This is a genomic window from Pseudomonas sp. PDM28, from assembly GCF_019219115.1.
Classification (GTDB): domain Bacteria; phylum Pseudomonadota; class Gammaproteobacteria; order Pseudomonadales; family Pseudomonadaceae; genus Aquipseudomonas; species Aquipseudomonas laurylsulfatiphila.
On record NZ_JAHUWG010000002.1, the window covers coordinates 313363 to 337480 of the forward strand.

Genomic DNA, 24118 nt, shown 5'->3' on the forward strand with positions numbered 1-24118 from the left:
GGTGAGATTATTTACAGACCACGTCGTGGCAGAGATACAGCTGACACTAGGTTCTGCCTGAATAAACTGTAAATAAGGAAATCGCCTCGATGCTACTGAAAAACTTCGTCACCGTGTCGTTTGGTTTATTGCTTTCTCTCAAGGCCATGGCCGACGACAAGGGCATCTACAGTACAAAATTGACGAGTGTCGAAACCAACAAGAAGGCTGCGGATTCTGTGAAAACTGGCTATCAGGTAAAAACGGGTTACCGTGTTGACGACTTTTATTCCTTTACAGCGTCAGCCATTGACCCGATGAAACCCCAATCGAAAATCTTCAGTCCGATGGTTGACCCGCGCAACGTACAGCCGTTGGACGACTCACCATCGCACAGCAATTACGCGTTTTCAGCGGAACTGGAAATAATCCGGGGGATCTGACAATCCTCCCGACGCGTCTAGACCTTCATCCGGCATGTGACCGTCATCGTCCCACGGACAGTCATTGCCTGATCCTAATCATTTAACAGGTGAGCTTTCAATTTCATGAGTATCGCACCTCCCGATGAAATCTTTCATTTGTCTTCTGCCCTGCCAAGCCAACTGAACAGAACCATAGGCAACTGGGAAATGAGCCTTATCCCGACCGAGCACGAGGCGCGCATCCGGCAACATAGGCTCTTTCACAGCCCTGAACTGCAGTGCAGTCGCCTCGAGTTCGACTCATCCGTCACCCTGGTCAGTTCTGTCCCCGCCGGATTCGTCACATTCGCTATTTCGCAGGCCCCGATTGGCCGTCCCGTCGTGAACAATCACAAACTACGGCCTGACGAAATCATCGTTTTGCACAGCGACGAATCGGTGCATTACACCTGCGAACCGAATGAAACACTGTTCACCATTACCACAACACTGGAGCACTATGCCCGGTGCCGCCAACTTCACCCTGTCAAAGACATACTGGCGAACAGAACAAAACACAGCTACCAGGTTGATAACTTTCAATTCATACAGTCTGCCATTCAAGCCATCAGTGCTTGCTGTGTCGACATCACTGACGCTGCCTCGCCACAGTACGCTGAAGCAGAGCGCTCAACGATTGAAACTGCGGTACTTGCGTCTGTATTGCAATCTTTGACCCCCGCTGGCGGCTTCAGCCGTAAAGTCCCGACCAGACGCAAGGTGGCGATAGAAGCCATCGAGTACATTCATGACAATATCAAAAAAACGCTCACCATCAAGTCACTCGTAAGGCAACTTGAGACGACCACCCGCACCCTGCATTTTGGCTTTATCGAGACATTCGGGATGTCGCCAATCGCCTATATCAGAAATCTGAGACTCGCCAGTGCCCGCCGCGACCTGATCAATAAAACATGGCCCACCGTGACGGAAACCGCGATGTTCTGGAACTTTCATCATCTGGGCCGTTTTTCCAAGGCCTATCAGACTGCTTACGGAGAGACACCGTCAGAAACGGCCAGGCGCAACTCGGCCAGGCCCAGGAACATCACCTCATCCCTATACAATCAGGTCGTTGGCACGTTTCCATCAACCTCCTGAAAATGAGGATTAATAATTTCCGTTGATTAACCCTGGATGCCGACAATTGCTTGTTTTCCCACTCAAGGAGATAAGCATGCTTCATCGAATAAACACGCTGCCACTCAAGCAGAAAATCATGCTGTGCATGACCGCCTATGTCAGCGGCATCTTATTGGCCTGGGTCATTGACTGGTACTGAAGAGGTTTAACTCGCGACTGCAAGGTGCACAGTGAAATAATGATACCTCGGGGTTTTCGATGATTTCCGTATATAAAGCGTTATTTGGAAGGCACGCAATCACTGTATGTCTGATTGCTGCAGCGGGTTGGGCCGCATGGTTCTGTGCCGGAGGTTTGGCGGAGTCAGTCATTGCACGGAAGTTGAGTAACGTTTATGCCGACCTGCGTGCGGCTCAAGTGGAGCCCAATGCGCAGATCGACAAGGTACTGGAAGCCCTCGGCGATCTTGATCGCTCAGGTCAGGAGTGCTCCGTCGGGCAGTATTCACAACTGGCCGACCTGGTCAAAGACCGGCGATTTGTTGATCAAGCGGCAATCCAGTTGCCAAACGGCAAGATCTGCTCCTCCTATGGACAAGAACTCCCGTCGATACTGGCCGGTAATGAGAAGCGCAAGTTCTCCGTTGGAAAGCGAACCTATTGGGTCGATTCCGGGCACGCCGTTTCTGCGGACACCGACTTTATCATCGTGTCGGAACAGTCGACCTACGTCTGGGCAAACAAGAAGATCCTGCTCGACAACTTGAAGTTTCCCGAGGACCTGCAACTCGACCTCATCGGCCCCGGCGGCGCAGTACCCATTGCCTCGACCGGCCTCAAGCCCCTGCAGATGCTGAAGCCGTTCCACCTTGAAGAACTGGTTGCCTCGGCAGACAAGGTCCTCATCGCCTTTGCAGGCAACCGAAACGAACTCATCTCGGTCATTTCGCTTCCGTCGAGTTACCTGACAGGTCTCAAATTCAAATTATTCATTGGCCTTGCGTGCGTGTTCGCAGCGCTGCTGTTGCTCGCAAGGTGTATCCAACGGCATTGCACCTCTACCGCCGTACGACTTCGCAAAGCCCTGAAAGCCAACACGCTGGGCGTTCACTATCAGCCCATCGTCAATTTGACGACGGGTTATCTGGTTGGCGCCGAATCACTGTCTCACTGGAGCGACAACGGCACCCCTGTGCCTGCGGACGTTTTCATTGCGCAGGCGGAGAAGTCTGACCTGATCTGTAAACTGACGCGTTCGGTGATTCGACAAGTAGCGGAGGATTACAGCACTTACCTTTGGGCGTGCAAGGATTTCTACATTACGGTCAATCTGTCCGCCCAGGATATTCAGGACCCGGACTTTCCAGACTATGTGGCCAGCGTGCTGGCAACCTACAACATGCCTGTGTCAGCCATGGCCTTTGAAATCACCGAAAGAACCATGCTCGACCAGAAGCCTGCCGCCATGCAATTGCGCCGGCTTCGGGCGTGCGGTCACCGCATCGCCGTGGACGACTTCGGCATCGGCTATTCCAACCTCTCGCTCCTCGATTCAGTGCCTTTCGACATTCTGAAAATAGATCGCTCGTTCATCGCCGGCGACAAGATCGCAGCGGAGGATGCCCTGTGGCGACACATTGCCCAGCTGGCCAGGTCGCTAAGACTCAAGGTCGTGGCCGAAGGTGTCGAGACTGCGGAGCAACTGCCGCATCTGGTTGCAGAGGGCGTCCTGTTGGCACAAGGCTGGTTGTTCTCCAAAGCGCTGCCTGCCCAGGCACTGGCAAGGCGCTACTTTCAATGCCCGGCAAACAACCCGCCTAACGACCCGAAAATATCAATCAATGACTTCTATTAACCCCTCTTGGCCCCTCAAATGCTCGCCGAACCCTAACACCTGACAAACCTGTACAAGGACTCCACTACACATGCTACTTCGAAACCTTGGCTTCGCTTCACTGCTATCGCTGCTGTCTTTCCAGGCGCTCGCTGATGACAAAGGTTTGTATCTTGGAGCTGGCGTAAGCAGCATCCAGACCGAAGAATCCCGACTGGACGACGAGGACACCAGCTACAAAGTTTATGCAGGCTATCGCGTCAACAGCTACCTGGCCTTCGAAGGTGCCTACGTCGATCTCGGTCAATTCAAGGACAAGAACATCGATTTCGACGGCAAGTCGGCTCAGGCTGCCGCCCATGTCGGCTTTCCGCTGGGTGATCGGTTGCGGTTGTTCGGCAGTGTCGGTGCCCATGCCTGGGACGCCGACGGCAATGCCACCGACGACGACACCGGGGTTGACCTGACCTACGGTGTCGGCGTGGAGTTCGATGTCTTTCGCAACATCGGCCTGCGCGCGGAATACGAAGTCCTGGAGGTCGGAGAGATCGACCTGAATCAGACGACCGCATCCGCCTACATGCTTTTTTAACACCGCGGCAACCGAGCGACCTTGCCGGTCGCTCGACGCACTCTGCGCAACGCTCGTCCCCCGCCCAACCTGACCCCGCTATTACTTCGCACACTCTGCGGCTGATAATGTATCGAGACTCTTGTAACTACAGCGTGTAAAGAAATAGCGACACACTCAAGTTCTGACACATTTCAAATCACAATCAAACAGCAACCACCCCTGAACGAATGAAACATTATGGGGCTCTTATACAACCCGCTCACAAGCCACGCACCAAAAGTGCGCTAAACATACAAAAAAAATGCCACAGGCAACGAGCGAAGTTGATTATCTGACAAATAAACCACCCCCTTTCAACTAAATAATGAGCCACCCCGGTGACCCTCTACGCGAGCGAAAGTTTAATCTTCCCGACAAAACATAATTCATCAATAAAAACAATGAATTAGGGTCGACACACTCACAAACAGATAAAAGGTATGCTTTTTGACTTCTTATATTTTGACAGACCGCTTAGAGAGGACGATAACTATACCTAACCATGTGGATATATATCCGCAGGTTCTGGACAACATCTGAAACACCTTTGTATACAGGACGCCAAGTGCCGACCGTGCGGTAGCTTTGAGCCAGAGAAAGTTGAATGGTATTTATTCCACTCCCAACTCTACATGCACACCGCCGAACTGATTCACACTTGAAACACATATACGCTCACTTCTGAAACACATTAAGCCGACAATAAAAAACATGCAGTTTTTGGTATTAATTCTTAATAAGCCAGATAGGCCTACTACCTACTAGCCGGCACGACGGACTCCCCCCTCTTCTCGGGTCTACCGTGCTCAATAACAAGCTATGTACGGAGTTCAACAGAATGCTGACTAATAGCCCCAACGGCGCTCATTGGTATCTGCTGCAATGCAAACCCCGTCAGGACGAAAGAGCCCAGCTCAACCTGTTGCAACAAGACTACGTCACGTTTCGCCCTCAACACGTGAGTGAACGCCTGGTTCGCGGCAAGCGCCACCGGATGCTGGAGTCCCTGTTTCCAGGGTACCTCTTCATACAGCTGAGTCCCCGTGATCACTGGGCACCCATACGCTCTACTCGCGGCGTCAGCCGTATCGTTGAATTCAACCATGTCCCCGCAGAGGTGTCCGACGAGATCATCGAGCACTTGCGCGTGCGCAGCATTCAATCGCTGGATCAATTGCAAACCTGCAAGACAATCGAGCCCGGGGAAATGCTGCAAATCGTCCACGGCCCGCTGGCGCCGCTCGAAGGCGTGTTCCTGTCCATGCTCGGCGCTGAACGGGTCATGCTCCTGCTACAGTTCTTGAACAGACAGCAGCATGTCTGCGTCCCGCTCAGCTATCTCGAGCGCCAACGTTAGCAACGACAAAACCAACAACAGCCTGGCTTGTTTACTTTTCGGGAAAAACAATATGCCCCTCAAGTCGCATTGCCCTTTTGCTCTGTTCCTGGCCTCCCTGTATCCCGGCATTGCCTGGAGTATTGTCCCGCAATCCATTGATGTTTACGGATTCCAGTTCATCCCCACTTTCGGCTTGACGGAAAGTTACGACGACAACATTCGGGAGGTCGAGCACAACGTCCAGTCTTCGATGGTGACCAGAATTGCGCCCTCCTTCGAACTCAAGGCTGAAGACCGCAACAGCGCCACCCGCATCATCTGGCAACCGACACGCTACATTTATCATTCGGAGTCCGATGCATCGAGCACCTCGCAGCGCCTGCGGGCCGACAGCATCATGGAATTCACCGACCGCCACCGCCTGAAGCTCGAGGCCGAGTACCGCAAGTTCGAGCGCACGACCGACACCGCCGTCGAAGGCGTCAACGACAAGATCAATAACAAACGCGTGGGGGGCGTCTATACCTACGGCGCCAAAAGCGCCGCCAACCAGATAGACGTCGGCGCCAACTACGCGCAACTGCGCTACGACAATGCCGACGGCGTCAACGACGACAAAGAACGCAACACCACCGGTTTGACCACGACCTGGTATCACCGCATCGGCAGCAACACCCGTGGCTTGCTGGAATACGACCACACCCGCTTCGACTACTTGCAGTCCAACAGCCCGCGCAGCAGTAAATCCGACGCGGTGCTTACCGGTGCAGAGTGGGACATCACTGCACGCACGACCGGCAAGGTCCGTATCGGTTATGAGCGCAAGAACTTCGATGAAAGCACGTCCAAGGACCTGGACAACCCGACCTGGCAAATCGATCTGCAGTGGAAACCCCGCACCTACTCGACCTTCACTTTCCTCGCCCGCCAGGCCCTGGCCGAAGGTGACGATGGTTCAGACGCCGTCAAGGCAACCTTCACCCAGATTGGCTGGCGCCACGGCTGGACCGAACGGATCAGCACCGTCGCGCAGGCCGGTTACGGGCACAAAGTCTACGAGGGTGAAAACCGCACCGACAAGCTTCAAGACTACAACCTTGCGGTGATCTACCAGATGCGTCGCTGGCTGGACATCGAGTTGGGTTATCGATTGCGCGATAACAACTCCGATGCCGACAACGAAAGCTTCTTGCGCAATGTGTTTCAGCTCGGTTTCAACGTCAGCCTGTAGGAGGACATGCATATGAACTCGCGCCTGTTTGGTTTGTTGTTATGGCTGTTGCTCGCTCCCCTCTCCTATGCAGCAGACCCCATCACCGATTACAAACTGGCCGCCGGTGATGTGTTGCGCATCACCGTGTTCGGGGAGCCCGAATTGAGCATCAAGAAAGTCCGACTCAACGATGCCGGGACGTTTTCCTACCCGTTCCTGGGTGAAATCGTCGCCAAGGGCCTGACCCCGAACCAGGTTGAGAGAAGGATCGTCGACGGGCTCAAACAAGGCTACCTGGTCGACCCGAAAGTCAGCATCAGCCAGATCGAATACCGCCCTTTCTACATCAATGGCGAAGTGCAGAAACCCGGCAGCTACGCCTTCGTGCCCGGCCTGACCCTGGAAAAAGCCATTGCCCTGGGCGGCGGCCTGACCGAACGCGCCTCGATGAAACGCGTGACCATCCTGCGCGGCGACGGCGGTCCACCGCTCGAAGACAACATTTCCAAGACCACCGTTATATCCCCCGGTGACACCATTTCCATTGCACAAGGCTTTTTCTAATCATGGACAACAGCCCTAGCACCTACGTCGAACGTCCGCTCCAGGCGCATCTGCATCCGCAGCACGCCGAAGAGTCGGACACCATTGATCTGCTCAAACTGTGGAGAGTCATCTGGTACGCCAAATGGAACATCGCCTGGTTTGTGGTGCTTTGTTGCGCCCTTGCGGTGGCGGTATTGTCCTTCATCACGCCCCAGTACCTGGGCAGCACCACGCTGCTGATCAAGGAAAAGACCCCACCGGTGCTGACCTTCCAGCAAGTCTCCGACTCCGGTGCATCGACGACCGCAGATTATCTGCAGACCCAGCAAGCGCTCCTGCAATCGCGGGATCTGGCGGAACGGGTGGTGAAGAAACTCAGTCTCACCACCCACCCGGTTACCGATCCGCGCCAGCAAACGCAAAACTGGTTCAAGCCTCGTCAATGGTTGAGCGATCTCAATGCCGGTCAATGGCTGCCCTGGCTGGCCTATTTGCCTCCGGAGAAACCCGCGCCCACAGAGCAAGACATATTCAATGACGTCACCCAGAACCTGATGCTGCACACCACGGTCAAGTTTGTCGGCAAGAGCCAACTGATCGAAATTGCCGTCGAGTTACCCGACCCTGATCTCGCGGCGGCGGCCGCCAACGCGCTGGCCCAGGGTTACATCGACAGCCAGCTCGACACCAGCCTGAAGTCCTCGCAAACCACCACCAACTGGATGAACACCCGCCTGGTCGAGTTACGCAGCAACTTGCGTGCCGCCGAGGACAAACTGCAAGCTTATCGGGAAGAGCAAGGCCTGGTGGACGTCGACGGCGTGGCAACGATCAGCGCCAACGAGCTGCAAATGACCGGAAACCGCATGATCGATGCACGGCGCAATCGCGCGGAAGCCGAGAGCCAGTTCCGCCAGGCCCAGTCGTTGAGCAATGGCGACATAAGCCGGTTGTCCAGTGTGCCGGCGGTATTGAGCAACCCGTTGATCCAGCAGTTTCAGGCGGAGGTGGCCAAGGCACAAGCCAAGGTCGAGGAGCTTTCCGGACGATATGGTTCCAAACACCCGGCGTTGATCTCCGCTCAATCGGAGTTGCGTACGGCGCAAACCAGCCTGCGCCTGCAAGTGCAGCAAGTGGTGGCCGGCATCGAGCGACAGTATCAACTGGCGGTGGCCAGCGAAGGTGCCCTGCAGAAATCCTTCAACACCAACAAGGCGCAGATCCAGAACATTGCACGTAAAGAGTTCCAACTGCGCGAGTACCAACGGGAAGTCGACAGCTCCCGTGCACTGTACGAAACGTTCGTGACTCGCCTGAAGGAAACCGCCGCCACCTCCGACATGGACTCTGCCAAGGCCCGCGTCGTCGATCCGGCGATCACCCCGGTAGAACCCAGCAAGCCGCATAAAACCCTGATTGTGGCGATTGTCGCGGTGGTTGCGTCGATCATCGGCGTCGCGCTGGCCTTCCTGTTCGAAACCCTGAGCAATACCTTCAGGACCGACGAAAGCATCGAAAGCATTCTCAACGTGCCGTTGCTGAGCGTGGTGCCGCTGGTCATGAAAAAAAGTCGCCGGCAACTGGCGCGGCTGTTCGAAGACAACGACAACCCGCGGTTCTCTGAAACCATTCGCAATCTGCGAACCTGGCTGATGCTGCAAAGTACCGAGGCACCTTCGCAGGTGGTGCTGGTCACCTCGACCGTACCGGGAGAGGGCAAAAGCACCATCGCCAATAACCTCGCCTCCTCGCTGGCGCCACTGGAGCGGGTGCTGTTGATCGATGCCGATCTGCGCCAGCCGACCTTGTCGCTGAACTTCGACTTTCCGCCGGACAGCCCGGGTTTCGCCAACGTGATCGCCGGGACCGCCCGCCTCGAAGACTGCATTCGCACCGTGGGCAATCTCGATATGCTGCCGTCCGGGAGTGTCTCACCGCCCGCGCTGGACCTGTTCGACACCCCTCGCCTGCCTTCGCCGTACGATCCGCTCGACACGCTGCGCCAGCCACCCGCGCAGGATCTGCTCAGTTCGCCGCGGGTGGCACGCATGCTCGACGTGCTCAAGTCGCGCTACCGGCACATCATCATCGATTCTCCACCCGCCGAGATGGTCAGTGATGCGCTATTGCTGGCCAAGCATTCCGATGCAGTGATCTATGTGGTCAAAGCCCAGAGCACGCCGATCGACCAGGTGCAAAAAAGCCTGGCGATGCTGCAACAGAACCATGCGCCAGTGTTTGGCGTGGTGCTCAACCAGGTCGACCTGCGCAAGGCGCGCAAGTACGGCAACAGCCACTCCAAATCCTTCTACGACTATGACTTCGCCCCACGGTAACCAGCCCCGGTAGCTCCCCCCCGAAACTCCCCCGATAACATCGGGCAGCAGCCGTAGCTGCGCTAACTCATCACCCTTGTGCGCATTGAAGCCGGGCCGTCCGATACGGCTTCGAATGACTCCCCATGTCTGGAGATCGAGCCCATGACTCCGATACTTACCGCTCAAATGGCGCACCGCCGGGGCGTGACTTTCTGGGGCCAGTGGTTGAGTGCGATGACGCTGGTCAACCTGTTGCTGATGCTGCTGGTACAGATGCGCGTCGGCAGCCTGACCCCCGAGTACCGCGTCCTGATAATCCTGACTGTCCTCGGTTCGGTGCCGATCTACAGCCTCATGCAGGTCTACCACAAGCGTCATGGCCTGTTGGTCGGGCTCAGTCGTCTGCTGGCCGGCTGGCTGATCTTGCTGTCGGTGCTGATCAGCATTGCCTTCGTCACCCAGACCAGCGCCCTGTTTTCGAGACAGGTCATCATCGTCTGGGCCGTCGCCGGCTTCCTCATCCAGGCCGCCAGCTTCCTGCCCTTGCACTACTTTGCCCGGCTGTACTCGCGGATAGTCTTCAACGAGCGTCGCTCGGTGATCATCGGCACCTGTCCGACCGCCCATGAGCTGGCCAAGAAACTGAGCAGCCCCAACCGCGCGCTACTGCTGGGGTTCATAGCCGCGAAGGAACATCATGGCCCTGCCCCAAGCATCCTGCCGCTGCTGGGTCACGTCGATGACATACGCGAACTCATCACGCGCATGGAGGTGCGCCGGGTCTACATCGTGTTGCCGATGGCGGAAGCCGCGACCATCGAGGCGCTGTACATCGACTTGCTGGACATGAACGTCGACGTGGTCTGGATTCCCGATTTCGGCAGCATGGTGTTGCTCAACCACTCGATCTCGGAGATCGAGCGAATGCCCGCCATCTACCTCAATGAAAGCCTGATCACCTCCCACCCCGGCAGCCTGTTTTGCAAGGACCTGTTCGAACGCATCCTGGCCGCCGTGGCCCTGATGCTGCTCAGCCCGTTGCTGGTGTGTGTGGCGCTGGCGGTCAAGCTGACATCGCCGGGGCCGGTCTTGTTCAAGCAGAACCGCCACGGCTGCGACGGCCAGGTGATCATGGTGTGGAAGTTCCGGTCGATGCGCGTTCACGACGACGGCGAAGTCCGCCAGGCCACCCGGAACGATGATCGCATCACACCCCTAGGACGCTTTCTGCGCCGTAGCTCCATCGACGAACTGCCGCAACTGTTCAACGTGCTTTTCGGGCAAATGGCCCTGGTCGGCCCGCGCCCCCATGCGGTGACGCACAACATCTACTACACCGGCAAAGTCCGCGCCTACATGGCCCGCCATCGCCTCAAGCCAGGCATCACCGGACTGGCGCAAATCACCGGCCACCGAGGCGAAACCGAAACCCTGGAAAAGATGCAGCTGCGGGTTGCCCAGGACCTCAACTACATCAATCACTGGTCGCTGTGGCTGGACATCAAGATTCTGCTCAAGACGCCCTTCACCCTGTTCTCGAAAAACATCTACTGACCTCGTGCCCGGTCCTGGATCGGCCCCACGAAACCTGAGGGTTTCCCATGAATGTGAGTGTATTTGGCATTGGCTATGTAGGACTTGTACAAGGTGCGGCACTGGCCGAGGTCGGTCACACCGTGATGTGCGTGGACGTCGACGCCGACAAGGTCCAGGCGCTGAATGAGGGCACGCTGCCGATTTATGAGCCGGGTCTGGAAGCCCTGGTTCGGGACAATCATAAAAGCGGTCGCCTGCAGTTCAGCACCGACCTCGCCGGTGCCGTGCAACACGGTGATGTGCAGTTGATCGCCGTCGGTACGCCGCCCGACGAAGACGGCTCGGCCGATTTGCAATACGTCCTGAGCGTGGCCCAGACCATCGGTTTACACATGCAACGCCATCAAACCATCGTAAACAAATCCACCGTACCGGTGGGCACAGGCGATTTGGTGCGGGCGCGCATCGCCCAGGTGCTGGCCGACAACAATCGCAGCGACCTGACATTCGACGTGGTCTCCAATCCGGAGTTTCTCAAGGAAGGTTGCGCGGTAGAAGACTGCATGCGCCCGGACCGCATCATCATCGGCACCGACAGCCCCTGCGCTGAAGACGTCATGCGTGAGTTGTACGAGCCCTTCAATCGCAATCGCGAAAAAATCATCGTGATGGACATCCGCAGCGCCGAACTGAGCAAGTACGCGGCCAACTGCATGCTGGCGACCAAGATCAGCTTCATGAACGAAATGGCCAATCTCGCCGAGCGACTGGGCGCCGATATAGAGATGGTCCGCCACGGCATTGGCTCGGACCCGCGCATCGGGTACCAATTCATATACCCCGGTGTCGGCTACGGCGGCTCGTGCTTTCCCAAGGACGTGAAAGCGCTGATCCATACCGCCAACAGTCTCGATTTTGATGCACGCGTGCTCAAGGCCGTGGAATCACGCAACAACGAACAGAAAGCCACGCTGTTCCACAAGATCCATGCGCATTTCAACGGCGCGCTGCACGGCAAGACCTTCGCCCTGTGGGGCCTGAGCTTCAAGCCCAACACCGACGACATGCGCGAGGCGCCCAGCCGTGTGCTGATGGAGGCCTTGTGGCGAGCCGGAGCCAGCGTTCAGGCGTTCGACCCCAAAGCCATGGAAGAAACCCAGCGCCTGTACGGCGCCCGCGATGACCTGACCCTGGCCGGCACCAAGGAAGCGGCGCTGAAAAATGCCGATGCGCTGGTCATCGTTACCGAATGGCAAGCCTTCCGTGCACCGGACTTCGAACTGCTGGCCACACAACTCAAGCAACCGCTGATCTTCGATGGGCGCAACCTGTACGACCCGCAGCGCTTGAGCAAACGCGGCTTCACCTATGTGTCGGTGGGCCGCCCGCCACCTTCACTGCGGATGCCACCGGGAGACAGGCCATGATCCGGCTGGATTTGATCGGCCAGTATTCGCCGGCCATGCTCGAGACCAACAAGGCGTTTTCCTTTATCAACTTCGCGTCGATCGGCAGTTTTTTCCAGCACCCGCCTGACGCCATTGCCTACTTTTGCGACGGCATGCTGATGTCGAGTTTCATGTCGCAAGTCACCGGACGAACCATCGACCGGGTCAGTTTCGACTTCACTTCGATTGCCGGCCCCGTGTTCAGCGATGCCGAAAAACAGGGCAAGCGGGTGTACATCGTCGGCGCAACGCAAAACGAACTGGAACTGTTCATCTGCAAATTGCACGCTCGCTACCCACGGCTGCCGATTGCCGGTTACCACAACGGTTACTTCGATGCCCCACAGCTGTCGGCAATCCAGGCGGACATTCGCCTGGGTCGGGCCAACGTCCTGATCGTGGGCCTGGGCGCCGGGTTGCAGGAGCGCTTCGCGCTAAGCGCACTGAATGCCGGCTTCACCGGTGTGGCGTTTACCTGCGGCGGTTTCATTCGCCAGGAAGCCATGGCCAACGGTGTCTATTACCCCGAAGCAATCAATCGTCTGCACTTGCGGGCCTTCTATCGCATGTACCGCGAGCCGCACACGATCAGGCGTTACGCGATCGACTACCCGAAAAACTTTTTGCAACTGGCGGCGATGATTCTGCGCCACAAAGTCGCGATCAACATCACTGCGCCCTGAGCGCCGGAGAATGGCCATGCACATTATGTTCACTCTCAAGGACTTCAAGCTCGGTGGCGGTGTCGAGCGCGTCCAGCAACTGTTGGCCGGGCAGTTTCTCAAGGATGGGCAGCGCGTGAGTTTTTTCGTCATGAACGGCGAAACACCGGATGTAGAGGGCGCGCAAATCATCGGCGGCGGCGGTACCGGGCTCCTGGGCCTGATCAAGTCGATTGTGCTGCTGCGCGGGATCATTCGCCATGAAGGCGTGACTCACCTGATCAGCGCCAAGGAGCAAGCCAACCTCTGTACCTGGGTTGCCACCCTCGGCACCCGATGCCAGGTCATCTACACCCGGCACACGGCCCTCGATTGCGCGGAACAGAAAACCGGTGTGCACAGCCTGCGCCTGCTCTACGCCTTGTACCTGTGTGGCAGCGGCAAGGTGGTGACGGTCTCCCATGGCCTGCATCAAGCCATTGCCCGTCTGATGCCCTGGGGACGCGAACGCATCCGCTACTGCCCCAATGCGGTGGTCAACGAACAACTGCACATTGCCTCTCGGGCGCCACTGCCCCAGGACATGCCCCATGACTACTGGATCGGCGTGGGCCGCCTGGTCGAGTTCAAGGGTTTTCATCTGTTGCTCCAGGCCTATGCCCTGGTGATCCACAACCCGGACGTTCCCGATCTGGTGATTGTCGGTGACGGCCCGCAGCGCGAGGCACTGACCGCTCAGGCACGGCAACTGGGCATCGCCGACCGGGTGCACTTTACCGGTCACCTGCACAACCCCTACCCGCAGATCCGCCATGCACGCTTGTTGATCCTCAGCTCTTTATTCGAAGGTCAGCCCACTGTGTTGATCGAGGCGATGGCGCTCGGAACACCCGTGCTCGCCAGCGACTGTCCCTCCGGCCCTAGGGAGCTGCTGGATAATGGGCGCCTTGGCCAACTGGTGAAAGTCAACGATGTGCCAGACCTGGCGCAAGCGCTACAGCAAAGCCTGTACCTGAGGGCGCACAGCGCAAGATCGATGTCCCGCACCGTGCGTCCGTACACCAGCGTGCACGCCGCGCACGCTTACTACGCGGTGTGGGCTCAATGAAACGCCTGCTGATCATCCTGCACGACCTCAGCGCAGGCGGGGCCGAGAAAATGATGGCGCGCCTGGCCGGTGCGCTGGTCGACGCCGGCAATGATGTGACGTTGCTGATGCTCACCGGTGGCGGAGTCAACGTGGCGCTGGTCGACCCTCGAGTCAAACAGGTGGAATTGCGCAGCGCCCGCAGCGCCAGCGCGGTGCCGGCGCTGGCCGGTTTTCTGCGCCAGAACCACTTCGACGCACAACTGGCCGCCCTCACCCACGTCAACGTGGTGGCCATTGCCGCCGCCGCACTGTCGGGGACGCTGGCACGGTTGCACGTCAGCGAGCGCAATGCGTTTTCCCGGGATAAACACGTCAATCCTTCTTTGCGCGTACGCCTGGCCTATTGGTTGGCACCGCTGCTGTATCGGCTGATCCCCAACCCGGTGATTTGTGTCTCGCGCGGCGTGGCCCAGGATCTGGTCGAGACCACGGTTGCCCGCACGCAGGACGTCACCATTGCCGACAATCCGGTACTGGACAATGACTTTCGCGACAAACCACCGGGCTGCCCGACGCATCGCTGGCTTCAGGAAAAGACCTCCCCGGTGATTGTCGCCGTGGGACGCCTGGCACCGCAGAAGGGTTTTGACACCCTGATCGAGGCGTTTGCCCGCCTACCGGTGCGCAACGCCCGGCTGATCATTTTCGGCGAGGGAGCACTCAGGGACGACCTGCTTACACAAGCCGCGCGCCTCGGCCTGGCGGACCGTTTCGATTTGCCGGGTTATGCCGACGACCCCATGGCCCAAGTGGCCGCCGCCGATTGTTATGTCTTGTCGTCGCGTTTCGAGGGCAGCCCCAACGCCCTGGTCGAAGCCCTGTCCACCGGCACGCCGGTGGTCTCGACCCGCTGCCCCTATGGCCCGCAGGACATTCTCGAAGACGGCGCAGTGGCGCCGCTGGTGAACGTCGATGACCCGCAAGCACTGGCCCAGGCCATCGGCATCGAACTGGCCCAGCCGAGGGATCGGCACCGCCAGACACGCATTGATGCCGCCGCACGGTTCATGAGCAGCCGCGCCGTGCAGACCTACCTCGCCGCACTGCTTGGGAGGCAGTCGTCATGAACAAGCTGGAAGTCAGGTTTTCTACGCTGCGCGATGCCTTCACACTGTTTGGCCTGCTGTTTTACTTCCAGGTGACGTCGTTTTTTCTCGGCCTGGGCAATGCGGTCGACATCGACGATGTCGCAAAAGACCTCGAAGGCAACGTGCTCAACCAGGTGTGCGGCCTGATCACCTTGCTGGTGCCGTTGTTCCTGTTCGTGCGCCACAAGGTGTTCCTGAGCAAAAGCTTTTACCGCGGCAACTTCTTTTTGCTCGCGTTCCTGATCTGCGTGGCGGCGTCGATCTTCTGGTCCGACGATCCGATGCTGAGCTTCAAGCGCTATATCGCGATGCTCAGTGTGGTGTCCTTCGCCGGGTTCATTGTCTACAACTACCGCATCGAAAGAATCGCCTTCATGCTCGGTTGTCTCATCGGTGCGATAGCCTTGATGGGGTTGATTTTCGCCGTGATCAGGCCCGATATCGCCTTCATCGCCGGCGGTATTCGTGACGGGGCCTTCAAAGGGATCTTTGCCGAGAAAAACGCCGGCGCGCGGATCAATGCCGTCGGCATCCTGTTGTTGCTGCCGACGATCAGGCAACGCAACCCGCTGGCCATCCTGTATGCACTGTTCTCGCTGATAGCCATCGGCCTGGCCCAGTCCGCCACCGCAATTGCCTTGATCGTGGCCGGCGCGGCGAGCTACTGGTATTTCCTGACCCTGGTGCGGTTACGCGTCAACCGTTCGATGATGGCGTTCTTTGGCGCCACACTGGTTTATGCCTTGATTTGCGTGTTTTTGTACGGCAACTACACCTTGTTGCTGGACCTGCTCGGGCGGGACTCGTCACTCACCGACCGCACGCTGATCTGGGAACTGCTCTCGCCATTCATCGATGACAAATTCCTCAAGGGCTACGGATACGGAGCATTCTGGGGCAGTGATGATGCCGAGATTTTCATCAAGCGCTGGGGCTATATCGGCAACGCCCACAGCGGTTACCTGGAAACCCTGCTCAACGGCGGCGTGATTCAACTGACGGCGTTGATCCTGCTGTTTGCCCAGGCGCTGATCAAGCAATACCGGTCAATCACGTCCGAACAGTCGGCCCAGGTGCGCACCTGTGCCCTGGTGATCATTGGGCTGTTCGTCATGACCAACTACGTGGCGTATGTGATTCCCAACTATCGCAGCGCCGAGTTCCTGGTGTTCTGCATCCTGGCCCTGTCGTTTCGGCCCGCTCACGCCACTCGCCCGCAACAGTCACCGGCAACAGGCCTGGCCCGCGCGCCCGGGCCGGCGAAGGCGTACTCCAAGGAGAAAACCTCGTGCTAGAGCAAAACCCTGCTTCAGAGCATTCAGTGTGCGTCGTGATCCCGATGTTCAACGGTGCCGACAGCATCGAGCAGACGCTGGCCTCGTTGACCGGCCAGACCCGGTTGCCCGATCACGTCATCGTCATCGACGATGGTTCCAGCGATGACGGGCCGCAACGGGTCAAGGATTTTGCGGCGCCGTTTCGCCTGACGCTGCTGCATCAAGCCAATGAGGGCCCGGCCAGCGCCCGCAATCATGGCCTGCGGCACACGGAAGCAACCCTGGTGGCGTTTCTCGATGCCGACGACCAATGGCATCCGCACAAGCTCGAAAAGCAACTGGCGCTGTATGACGACCTGCTCCGCCAGGGACGGCCGGTGGGGCTGATCGACTGCAACGTGATGATTGATTACAGCGACGGCACCCGGCTTGCGGAAGATCGCTACAAGAACGGCATGCATTTTTACGACTTCATCCGTTGCAACATCGTCAATGGCGTTTCCGCCGTGCTGATCCGCCGCGATGTGCTCACGCAACTCGGTGGCTTCGAAACCAGTCTGCGTTATTCCGAAGACCGGATGATGTGGGCCCGGATCGCCGAACACTGGGAAATCCACACGGTGCCGCAAATCCTCGTGTGGCGGACGGTCAACGACGGCAACGTCACCGCCCAGCCGAAAAAATACTACCCGCACAAGCTCAGGTTCATCGAACTGTTCCTCGCCCGTTATGGCGCGCAATTGAGCCCGCAACAGCGGATCGATTTCGTGCTGGGCAACCATGCGGATTTCCTCGGTGCCTTTTCCCGCTGCGGCGAGCATGCCGAGGTGATCACCGTGTACCGGCGCATGCTGGCGCACTCCTGGCAGGCGCTGATTTTCAACCGGGGCAAACCGACCTTGCGCTATCTCTATGCGTGCGTCAGAGCCCTGGGCCGGACCGCCGAGTCAACCACCGCTCATTGAACCGGTGCCTAACATGGCCAACCATCGCCTGGTTACCCTGCTCTGGATCTTCACCGAGAAATTCGGCCTGATTTTCCTGTCGATGATCACCTTTGTCGTCTACGCGAGGTTGCTCACGCCTACGGAATTGGGCGTGGGCACGGTGATCATCGCGATTGTGGAAATGGTCGGGCTGCTTTATTCATCGGTGCTGGAAGATCCACTGGTCCGGGCCGAGCGCCTGGAGGACAGGCACATCAGTACTGCGTTCTGGTTTGCCGTGCTGATCAGCCTCGCATCCATCGTCGTCATCTCGCTGGCCGCGATGCTGTACACACCCTCGCCGGCACTGCAGTGGATGACAGCGGTGGCCTCGGTGAAAATCCTCTTCACCATGATGGCGCGGGTGTATGTCGTGCAAATGCGCCGCACCAGCAATTTCAAGCGACTGGCGTCGCGCACGCTGCTGGGGAAAATCGTCGGCGGCGCCGGCGGGATTGTCGTGGCGCTCTGGGGGTTCGGTCCGTGGGCAGTGATCGCGCAGGCGCTGATCATGGAATTTGTCTGCGTCGTGGTGCTGATGAACGGGGACAGGCGGCGCATCGCTTTTTGCATTGACGGGCCTTTCCTGCGGGAACTGCTCAAGACCGGAACCCCGGTGGCCATCAACGCGCTGACCACACAAACCCTGCAACGTGGCGTCACCGTGGTACTGGGCATGACCGCCGGGGCCCATGTGGTGGGCATGTTCAATCTGGCCATGCGCATCATCGACCTGCCCCGTTCGGCGATCTACAACGGTCTGATGAGCTATGCCTTGCCGGTGTTCGCCCGGCGCAGCAGCGACCGGCCGCGACTGATCGGGATCATCAGTGATTCGACGGCGATCAGCGGTTTTCTGCTCACGCCGTTTTTCCTGGGAATTGCGCTGACGGCCGAGGATATCGTCCTGTTGATCTTCGGCGCCAAGTGGGCCGACGCCATTCCCATGCTGCAAGTGCTGGCGATCACCGCCGCCCTGGGCAACCTTGCCATGTACGCCACCACGGCACTGGTGGCGGTCAACCACACCCGCGTCACCCTCAAGGCGGAGGTGACCACCACCCTGCTCGCCCTCGGGCTGGTTTATCTGCTGGGCCCGACCTATGGCGGCATGGGCGCTGCCCTGGCCTTGCTGGTGCGCATGTTGCTCATCACGCCGTTGCAGATCCGCGGGCTGAACACTGCCATCGGATACGGCTGGGGCGCGTTCTTCGAGTCCGGCTACCGCAGCGTGATCGCCTCGCTGGTCATGGCGGTCACGGTGTTCTCGGTTTCCCCGCACCTGGCCTTGCAAGGCTTCTCGCACCTGGCCTGCAGCATCGCCATCGGTGCCCTGACCTATGCGCTGGCCTACAGCGTGCTGCACCCGCGCTGGCCGCAAGAATTCAAGTTGGTTTTCACCGCTCGCTGACCCTGATTTCTTCAAACAGGAACGCCAAAAATGCATAAAACCACGCTGATCACGGGCGGGGCCGGCTACATCGGTTCCCACACCGCGCTGACCCTCATCGACGCCGGTCAACACGTGCTGGTGCTGGATAACCTGAGCAACAGTTGCCACGAGTCCATAGAGCGCATGGAGTACCTGGCCCATGCCCGGGTCGACTTCATTGAAGGCGATATCCGCGATACGGCCTTGCTCGAAAGCCTCTTCAGTCACTACGACATTGACGCGGTGGTGCATTTTGCCGGCCTCAAGTCCGTGGCCAACAGCGTGAGTCATCCCCTGGACTATTACGCCAACAACGTCGTGGGGACCCTCAACCTGTGTGCGGTCATGGCGCGCTTCAATGTGTTCAAACTGGTGTTCAGTTCTTCGGCGACGGTCTACGGTGAACCGGCGCACACGCCCATCCTCGAGGATTCGGGCACTGGCGTTCCGGCCAGTCCCTATGGGCGTTCAAAGCTGATGATCGAACAGTTGCTGACTGACCTTGCCCTCTCCGAACCGCGCTGGAGCATCGCCCTGTTGCGCTACTTCAACCCGATTGGCGCCCACGAAAGCGGGCTGCTCGGCGAAGACCCCAACGGTCGGCCGAACAACCTGTTGCCCTGCCTGACCCAAGTGGCGATCGGCCGAATCCCCGAGCTGACGGTGTTTGGCAACGACTACCCCACCGTCGACGGCACCTGCGTGCGGGACTACATCCACGTGCTCGACCTGGCCGAAGGGCATCTCAAGGCCTTGCAGGTGTTGCACGGTGACGGCGGCCTGCACATCTGGAACCTCGGCACCGGGATCGGCTACAGCGTGCTGCAGATGATCCGCAGTTTCGAAGACGTCACCGGCGTCAGCATTCCGTTCCGGATCGCCCCGCGCCGGGCGGGCGATATTGCCCAATGCTGGGCCGATGCCACCAAGGCCCGGCGCGACCTGGGCTGGTGCGCCCGGCGCAACCTGGCACAGATGATCGAGGACAGCTGGCGCTGGCAATCGAGCAATCCGTCAGGCTACCGCCACATTGTCGAGTTATCGGCCGCCCTGGCCAGGTGACGACCGCGTCACTCCTCCAAGGCCTTTCAGGGGGCTCCCATGCTCAGGGAATTTTGGCTGGTCCTGCTACTGGCCGCGATGGCCTGTTGTGCCCAGGCTGCGCCTTCGCGTCCGGCGACCGAGGGCCTGGTCCTGTGGCTCGATGGCGCCGATCGGTCAGCGATGTCCCTGGACCGGCAAAACGGGATCCTGCGCTGGCACGACAAATCGGGCAAGTTCAACCATGCGAGTGTCGACAACCCGAACGCCACGTCGCTGCCACAGCGCATCGACAATGGGATCAATGGCAATGCCGTGGTGCGTTTCAGTGGGGTTTCGGCATTCATCGGCAAGCAGATCCGCGTGGCGAAGGGGCCGGTCACGGTGTTTCTGGTGTCACGCCGACTGCCCGAACAGGCCGGCGGCGATACCTGGCAGCGCCAGTTCAGCTCGCGTCCGCAGCTGGCCGATAACGACAACAAGGCGCCCAACTTCGCGCTCAGCGTGGAAAAGACCACGGCCTTCGAGCCGACCCTGGACTTTCTGGAACTCAATGATGTGCCCATCGGCCCCTACGCCGTGGCGCGCAACGTGGTCGGCAGCACCGAAGTCTTGCGTGGCGACATTGCTGAAGTGCTGGTTTATGACCGGCCGCTGATCACACAACAGGAGCGCCAGGCCGTGTTCGAGTACCTGGCGAACAAATGGTCGGTCGCCATTCCCAAGCAGGCGAATGTCTGGACCCGGGTGGGTCCGCTGGGCGCCGTGCCTGCATCGACCCATGCCAGCCTGCCACTGTCGGATCAGGCCAATACCGGGCATTGGGTGCTCGACACGCCACTGTGCGACGACTTCAACGGCGATGCCCTCGACCGTGAGCGCTGGTACGTCAACAACGGCACGGGCACCGACTCGCTGGGGCGTCGACCGGCCCTGTTCACGCCGGAAAATGCCAGCGTCGCAGACGGCAACCTCAATATCGTTTTCCGCAAGCAGACCTTGCCGCAGAAATACATCAAGTTGGGCTTCAAGGATTACACCTCGGCGATGGTGCACACCCATGACCGACGCTTGTACGGCTACTACGAAGCCCGCGCCAAACCGATGAATTCGGCCGGCTCCAGCGCGTTCTGGCTGGCGTGGACGGGACTGCCCGAAAACGCCACTGAAATCGACATTTTCGAAATCGGCGGCAAAACCGCAAACGGTGCTTTCGACCGGCTGTACAACATGAACGCGCATGTATGGGCCACGCCACAAAGCACCGAGCATTTGGCCAATGGCAGCACCTGGACCGCACCCTGGCGCCTGGCCAACGCCTTTCATGTCTACGGCTTCGACTGGCAACCCGACACCCTGCGCTGGTACGTCGACGGCGTGCTGGTCAGGGAATCGAAAAACACCCACTGGCACTTCCCGATGCAAATCGTGTTTGACAGCGAGGCCTTCTGGAACTGGTTCGGCGTCGTGGACGACGCCGACCTGCCTTCCACCTTCAGTGTGGACTATTTGAAGGTGTGGCAGCGGGGCAAATAAGCATGGCGCGGACTAGCTGTCCGGCGTCAATCAAGGCTCCTTCGAGTCCTGCGCCGGCGCCATGTACCACTTGTCCCTTGGCACCCATTTTTCCTGTTGCGGATCACCAAGGTAGTGCGGCGACATGATCTGTACGCCGTACTCGTTGAACACATCCTGGATGTTGGCGTGCAGCATGCTCAGCAGTACCGCTCGCGGCCGTGGCTGGCTGGGGATGGCCTGGGCCACCAGTCGGTACTCGGGGTAGAAGTCCGACAACGCCGTCTGGAATACCTGCGGCGGTGGGGTTTCGAGGACGCCGAGCGTGCGTCTGGCGGCTTCCAGCAACATCCCTTCGACCTGCCGCCAAGGGGTGTCATAGCCAATGGTGACCACGGTGTCGACCACATAGCCGGGGCCCTGTACGACCCGTGAGTAGTTCTTGGTGACCGTGCCGGTGATCATCGAATTGGGCAGGGTCAGCACTTCGCCCAGGCCGGTACGAATGCTGGTGGTGAACATGCCCAGTTCAGTGACCGTGCCTTCGTGCTCGCCAATGCGCACGAATTCACCGGGGCGCAGGGTTCGGGTGTACGTCAGGATCAATCCGGCCGCCGCCTGTCCGACAACGCTGGAAGCACCCAGCGAGATCATCAGGCCGACCAGCACCGACAAGCCTTTGAACGCATCGGTACCGGCACCCGGCAAGTAGGGATAAGCCATGGCCAGGGCAAACAGCCAGATCGCCAGCGACGTCAGGCGCTGGGTGGGCTTCAGGGTTTCGTGGTTCAGCCAGTTGAAGGTGCCGGGCGTGGCCATGCGCCGCAGTATCCGGCGAGAGAAGGCGGTCACGCCTCGCGCAATGAAGAAGATCGCCAGCGCCACGCCGAGCCCGGGGACCGCCCCGAGAATCCCTTGCAGCAAATAGTCGGCGACTTCCAGCAGATAGTTGTTAAGGCTTTCACCCCAGGGCCGGGTATAGGGAAAACGCGACAGGACAAACCCCAGCCACTCGTAGGTGAGCAGCAGCACGATGACCCAGCGCAGCACTTCCAGCACGCGGCTGACCAAGGGATAGAGGAAGTTGGCGTCGATCAGCGGCACCCGCCCGACCTTCAGGGCCTGGGTGTGCCGATGCATCAGGTCGGGCAGTTTTTTCAGCAGTTTGCGCCGTAGAAAAACCATGGCCAGGAGCAGGCCCAGATAGATACCGGTGGCGAGCAGCGCGGCGCCCAGCGACCGGAGTATCAAGTGCAGGCTTCGAGCTTCCTGGGTTTCGGCCACCACCTGGCGTAACCGTTCAGCCGCGGCTTCTGCGGCTTGCTGCACCGAGTCGAATTCGGTGGCGTCGAAATCCTTGGGCGTAACGATGAAAGCGCGGCGAGAACCGAGCAGCACCATGTAGCTTGTCATGATCGGGTCGAGGGTAACCTTCAGGTCGTCGTCCTCGTCCAGCGCCTCACCGATCACCGCTTTCGCCCGTTTGACCCGCGAGGCCGGGGCTTCACCGAGGAGGGTCGCGCGAAACACCACGACACTGCGGTTGGCCACTTTCAGTTCAGCAGGGGCATCAGCCACCTTTGGTGAATCCTCGGCCCACAGCTGCAACGACCAAAACAACCCGAAAACAGTGAACAATACAACGAGCAGCCTGCTCCGCATCTGTCAGATCCCTACTTCACTAATTTCTGGTCGAGTGTACGTACCGCAGCGTAGCTCACCGATGAACGGTTGTCAGATGGGTGCTTCTGTAGGAGCGAGCCTGCTCGCGATAAACCGCAGAGCACCGCGGCGCACCTGCCAACCAGCGTTATCGTTGACGACCATCGCGAGCGAGCTCGCTCCTACAGGGTTTGTGTTTTCGCCGGCAGCCAATGCCCTCTGTAGGAGCGAGCCTGCTCGCGATAAACCGGAGAACACCACGGGGCACCTGCCAGCCAGCGTTATCGTTGACGACCATCGCGAGCAAGCTCGCTCCTACAGGGTTTGTGTTTTCGCCGGCGGCCATTGCCCTCTGTAGGAGCGAGCTTGCACGCGATAATCCGGAGAACACCGCGGGGCACCGTTCAGTACCTGATTCAAGGATTGACCTGATAACCCTTGCCCTGCAAACAACTGGTGTAAGCCGACGCGGTGTTCGCCTGTGTGGTTTTCGATTGCTCCCGGCGTTCCTGGCGCTGACGTGACGCACCGACCACGGCGCCGGCCGCCGCTGTCTCCTTGGCGCGGTTCTGGCGATAGTCCTGTTTCCTGTCATCGTCGACACGATCATAAACCTCGTCATGTTGATTGCCGCGCACCTGGGCCCCAACCGCGCCAGCGGCAGCCCCGGCAGCAGCGCCCTTGACCCGCCCGCCGGAAGGCGTGGAAGCCGTCGAGGTGCTTTGGCTGGCGGCAATGCTGTTGCATTCGTTGATGTCGGCCTGGGTTTGTTGCGAACTTTGCCCTTTCATCGGCACCACCGATTGCGCCCATCCCGGGGCGCTCAAAACCGACAAGGCGAGACACAGACTGATAGGTGACAGTTTTTTCATGATGACCTCCGGATGAACCTGGTTCACCCCCAACAGGAGTTTAGATCAGCCCCCATCAGCC

General features: G+C 58.9%; 20 protein-coding genes. 18 read left to right on the forward strand and 2 right to left on the reverse strand.

Going from position 1 to position 24118, the window contains the following annotated elements:
* Positions 1 to 89 precede the first annotated feature (89 nt).
* From KW841_RS04740 to KW841_RS04825, 18 genes are all read left to right on the forward strand, one after another.
* On the forward strand, positions 90 to 422 hold the full coding sequence (locus KW841_RS04740) for a hypothetical protein (RefSeq protein WP_218473991.1): 333 nt from the start codon (positions 90 to 92) through the stop codon (positions 420 to 422).
* Between the two features lie 105 nt (positions 423 to 527).
* Entirely contained in the window at positions 528 to 1544 is a 1017-nt protein-coding gene (locus KW841_RS04745) for a helix-turn-helix domain-containing protein (protein WP_218473993.1), read from the forward strand.
* Positions 1545 to 1784: 240 nt separating this feature from the next.
* Positions 1785 to 3380 (forward strand): EAL domain-containing protein, encoded by a 1596-nt coding sequence (locus tag KW841_RS04750; RefSeq protein ID WP_218473995.1) that lies wholly within the window; start codon positions 1785 to 1787, stop codon positions 3378 to 3380.
* Positions 3381 to 3450: 70 nt separating this feature from the next.
* Complete coding sequence (locus KW841_RS04755) at positions 3451 to 3951, forward strand: outer membrane beta-barrel protein (protein WP_218473997.1); 501 nt, start codon at positions 3451 to 3453, stop codon at positions 3949 to 3951.
* 859 nt (positions 3952 to 4810) lie between these two features.
* On the forward strand, positions 4811 to 5329 hold the full coding sequence (gene rfaH / locus KW841_RS04760) for a transcription/translation regulatory transformer protein RfaH (protein WP_104448212.1): 519 nt from the start codon (positions 4811 to 4813) through the stop codon (positions 5327 to 5329).
* Positions 5330 to 5381: 52 nt separating this feature from the next.
* Entirely contained in the window at positions 5382 to 6542 is a 1161-nt protein-coding gene (locus KW841_RS04765) for an outer membrane beta-barrel protein (RefSeq protein ID WP_218474000.1), read from the forward strand.
* A 12-nt stretch (positions 6543 to 6554) separates the two neighbouring features.
* Entirely contained in the window at positions 6555 to 7088 is a 534-nt protein-coding gene (locus KW841_RS04770; RefSeq protein WP_218474003.1) for a polysaccharide biosynthesis/export family protein, read from the forward strand.
* Positions 7089 to 7090: 2 nt separating this feature from the next.
* Positions 7091 to 9406, forward strand: a complete 2316-nt coding sequence (locus KW841_RS04775) for a Wzz/FepE/Etk N-terminal domain-containing protein (RefSeq protein ID WP_218474005.1) — start codon at positions 7091 to 7093, stop codon at positions 9404 to 9406.
* 144 nt (positions 9407 to 9550) lie between these two features.
* Positions 9551 to 10942 (forward strand): undecaprenyl-phosphate glucose phosphotransferase, encoded by a 1392-nt coding sequence (locus KW841_RS04780; RefSeq protein WP_218474009.1) that lies wholly within the window; start codon positions 9551 to 9553, stop codon positions 10940 to 10942.
* Positions 10943 to 10989: 47 nt separating this feature from the next.
* Positions 10990 to 12351, forward strand: coding sequence for a UDP-glucose/GDP-mannose dehydrogenase family protein (locus tag KW841_RS04785; RefSeq protein ID WP_218474012.1), 1362 nt, complete (start codon positions 10990 to 10992; stop codon positions 12349 to 12351).
* Positions 12348 to 13055 (forward strand): WecB/TagA/CpsF family glycosyltransferase, encoded by a 708-nt coding sequence (locus tag KW841_RS04790; protein ID WP_218474015.1) that lies wholly within the window; start codon positions 12348 to 12350, stop codon positions 13053 to 13055. Before KW841_RS04785 ends, KW841_RS04790 begins: the two co-directional genes overlap by 4 nt.
* Positions 13056 to 13071: 16 nt before the next feature.
* Positions 13072 to 14142 carry a glycosyltransferase gene (locus KW841_RS04795; protein WP_218474018.1) on the forward strand — a complete coding sequence of 357 codons (1071 nt, stop codon included), beginning with the start codon at positions 13072 to 13074 and terminating at the stop codon, positions 14140 to 14142.
* Positions 14139 to 15251 carry a glycosyltransferase gene (locus KW841_RS04800; protein WP_218474020.1) on the forward strand — a complete coding sequence of 371 codons (1113 nt, stop codon included), beginning with the start codon at positions 14139 to 14141 and terminating at the stop codon, positions 15249 to 15251. Before KW841_RS04795 ends, KW841_RS04800 begins: the two co-directional genes overlap by 4 nt.
* On the forward strand, positions 15248 to 16567 hold the full coding sequence (locus KW841_RS04805; protein WP_218474022.1) for an O-antigen ligase: 1320 nt from the start codon (positions 15248 to 15250) through the stop codon (positions 16565 to 16567). The genes KW841_RS04800 and KW841_RS04805 overlap by 4 nt, the downstream gene beginning before the upstream one ends.
* Positions 16561 to 17514, forward strand: coding sequence for a glycosyltransferase family 2 protein (locus KW841_RS04810; protein WP_218474024.1), 954 nt, complete (start codon positions 16561 to 16563; stop codon positions 17512 to 17514). The genes KW841_RS04805 and KW841_RS04810 overlap by 7 nt, the downstream gene beginning before the upstream one ends.
* Before the next feature lie 13 nt (positions 17515 to 17527).
* Entirely contained in the window at positions 17528 to 18946 is a 1419-nt protein-coding gene (locus KW841_RS04815; protein ID WP_218474026.1) for an oligosaccharide flippase family protein, read from the forward strand.
* 30 nt (positions 18947 to 18976) lie between these two features.
* Entirely contained in the window at positions 18977 to 20029 is a 1053-nt protein-coding gene (galE, locus tag KW841_RS04820) for a UDP-glucose 4-epimerase GalE (protein WP_218474027.1), read from the forward strand.
* Between the two features lie 39 nt (positions 20030 to 20068).
* On the forward strand, positions 20069 to 21544 hold the full coding sequence (locus tag KW841_RS04825) for a family 16 glycosylhydrolase (protein ID WP_218474030.1): 1476 nt from the start codon (positions 20069 to 20071) through the stop codon (positions 21542 to 21544).
* A gap of 30 nt (positions 21545 to 21574) precedes the next feature.
* Here the strand turns inward: KW841_RS04825 and KW841_RS04830 are convergent, their stop codons facing one another.
* Positions 21575 to 23185: a mechanosensitive ion channel family protein gene (locus KW841_RS04830; RefSeq protein ID WP_218474032.1), complete on the reverse strand. Its 1611-nt coding sequence runs from the start codon at positions 23183 to 23185 to the stop codon at positions 21575 to 21577.
* 416 nt (positions 23186 to 23601) lie between these two features.
* A complete protein-coding gene (locus tag KW841_RS04835; protein WP_218474034.1) occupies positions 23602 to 24057 on the reverse strand; it encodes a YMGG-like glycine zipper-containing protein in 456 nt (151 codons plus the stop codon).
* Positions 24058 to 24118 lie beyond the last annotated feature (61 nt).

Coding starts and splice junctions, on each gene's coding strand:
- KW841_RS04740 (WP_218473991.1), top strand. CDS start 90: ATGCTACTGAAAAACTTCGTCACCGTGTCGTTTGGTTTATTGCTTTCT.
- KW841_RS04745 (WP_218473993.1), top strand. CDS start 528: ATGAGTATCGCACCTCCCGATGAAATCTTTCATTTGTCTTCTGCCCTG.
- KW841_RS04750 (WP_218473995.1), top strand. CDS start 1,785: ATGATTTCCGTATATAAAGCGTTATTTGGAAGGCACGCAATCACTGTA.
- KW841_RS04755 (WP_218473997.1), top strand. CDS start 3,451: ATGCTACTTCGAAACCTTGGCTTCGCTTCACTGCTATCGCTGCTGTCT.
- rfaH (WP_104448212.1), top strand. CDS start 4,811: ATGCTGACTAATAGCCCCAACGGCGCTCATTGGTATCTGCTGCAATGC.
- KW841_RS04765 (WP_218474000.1), top strand. CDS start 5,382: ATGCCCCTCAAGTCGCATTGCCCTTTTGCTCTGTTCCTGGCCTCCCTG.
- KW841_RS04770 (WP_218474003.1), top strand. CDS start 6,555: ATGAACTCGCGCCTGTTTGGTTTGTTGTTATGGCTGTTGCTCGCTCCC.
- KW841_RS04775 (WP_218474005.1), top strand. CDS start 7,091: ATGGACAACAGCCCTAGCACCTACGTCGAACGTCCGCTCCAGGCGCAT.
- KW841_RS04780 (WP_218474009.1), top strand. CDS start 9,551: ATGACTCCGATACTTACCGCTCAAATGGCGCACCGCCGGGGCGTGACT.
- KW841_RS04785 (WP_218474012.1), top strand. CDS start 10,990: ATGAATGTGAGTGTATTTGGCATTGGCTATGTAGGACTTGTACAAGGT.
- KW841_RS04790 (WP_218474015.1), top strand. CDS start 12,348: ATGATCCGGCTGGATTTGATCGGCCAGTATTCGCCGGCCATGCTCGAG.
- KW841_RS04795 (WP_218474018.1), top strand. CDS start 13,072: ATGCACATTATGTTCACTCTCAAGGACTTCAAGCTCGGTGGCGGTGTC.
- KW841_RS04800 (WP_218474020.1), top strand. CDS start 14,139: ATGAAACGCCTGCTGATCATCCTGCACGACCTCAGCGCAGGCGGGGCC.
- KW841_RS04805 (WP_218474022.1), top strand. CDS start 15,248: ATGAACAAGCTGGAAGTCAGGTTTTCTACGCTGCGCGATGCCTTCACA.
- KW841_RS04815 (WP_218474026.1), top strand. CDS start 17,528: ATGGCCAACCATCGCCTGGTTACCCTGCTCTGGATCTTCACCGAGAAA.
- galE (WP_218474027.1), top strand. CDS start 18,977: ATGCATAAAACCACGCTGATCACGGGCGGGGCCGGCTACATCGGTTCC.
- KW841_RS04825 (WP_218474030.1), top strand. CDS start 20,069: ATGCTCAGGGAATTTTGGCTGGTCCTGCTACTGGCCGCGATGGCCTGT.
- KW841_RS04830 (WP_218474032.1), bottom strand. CDS start 23,185: ATGCGGAGCAGGCTGCTCGTTGTATTGTTCACTGTTTTCGGGTTGTTT.
- KW841_RS04835 (WP_218474034.1), bottom strand. CDS start 24,057: ATGAAAAAACTGTCACCTATCAGTCTGTGTCTCGCCTTGTCGGTTTTG.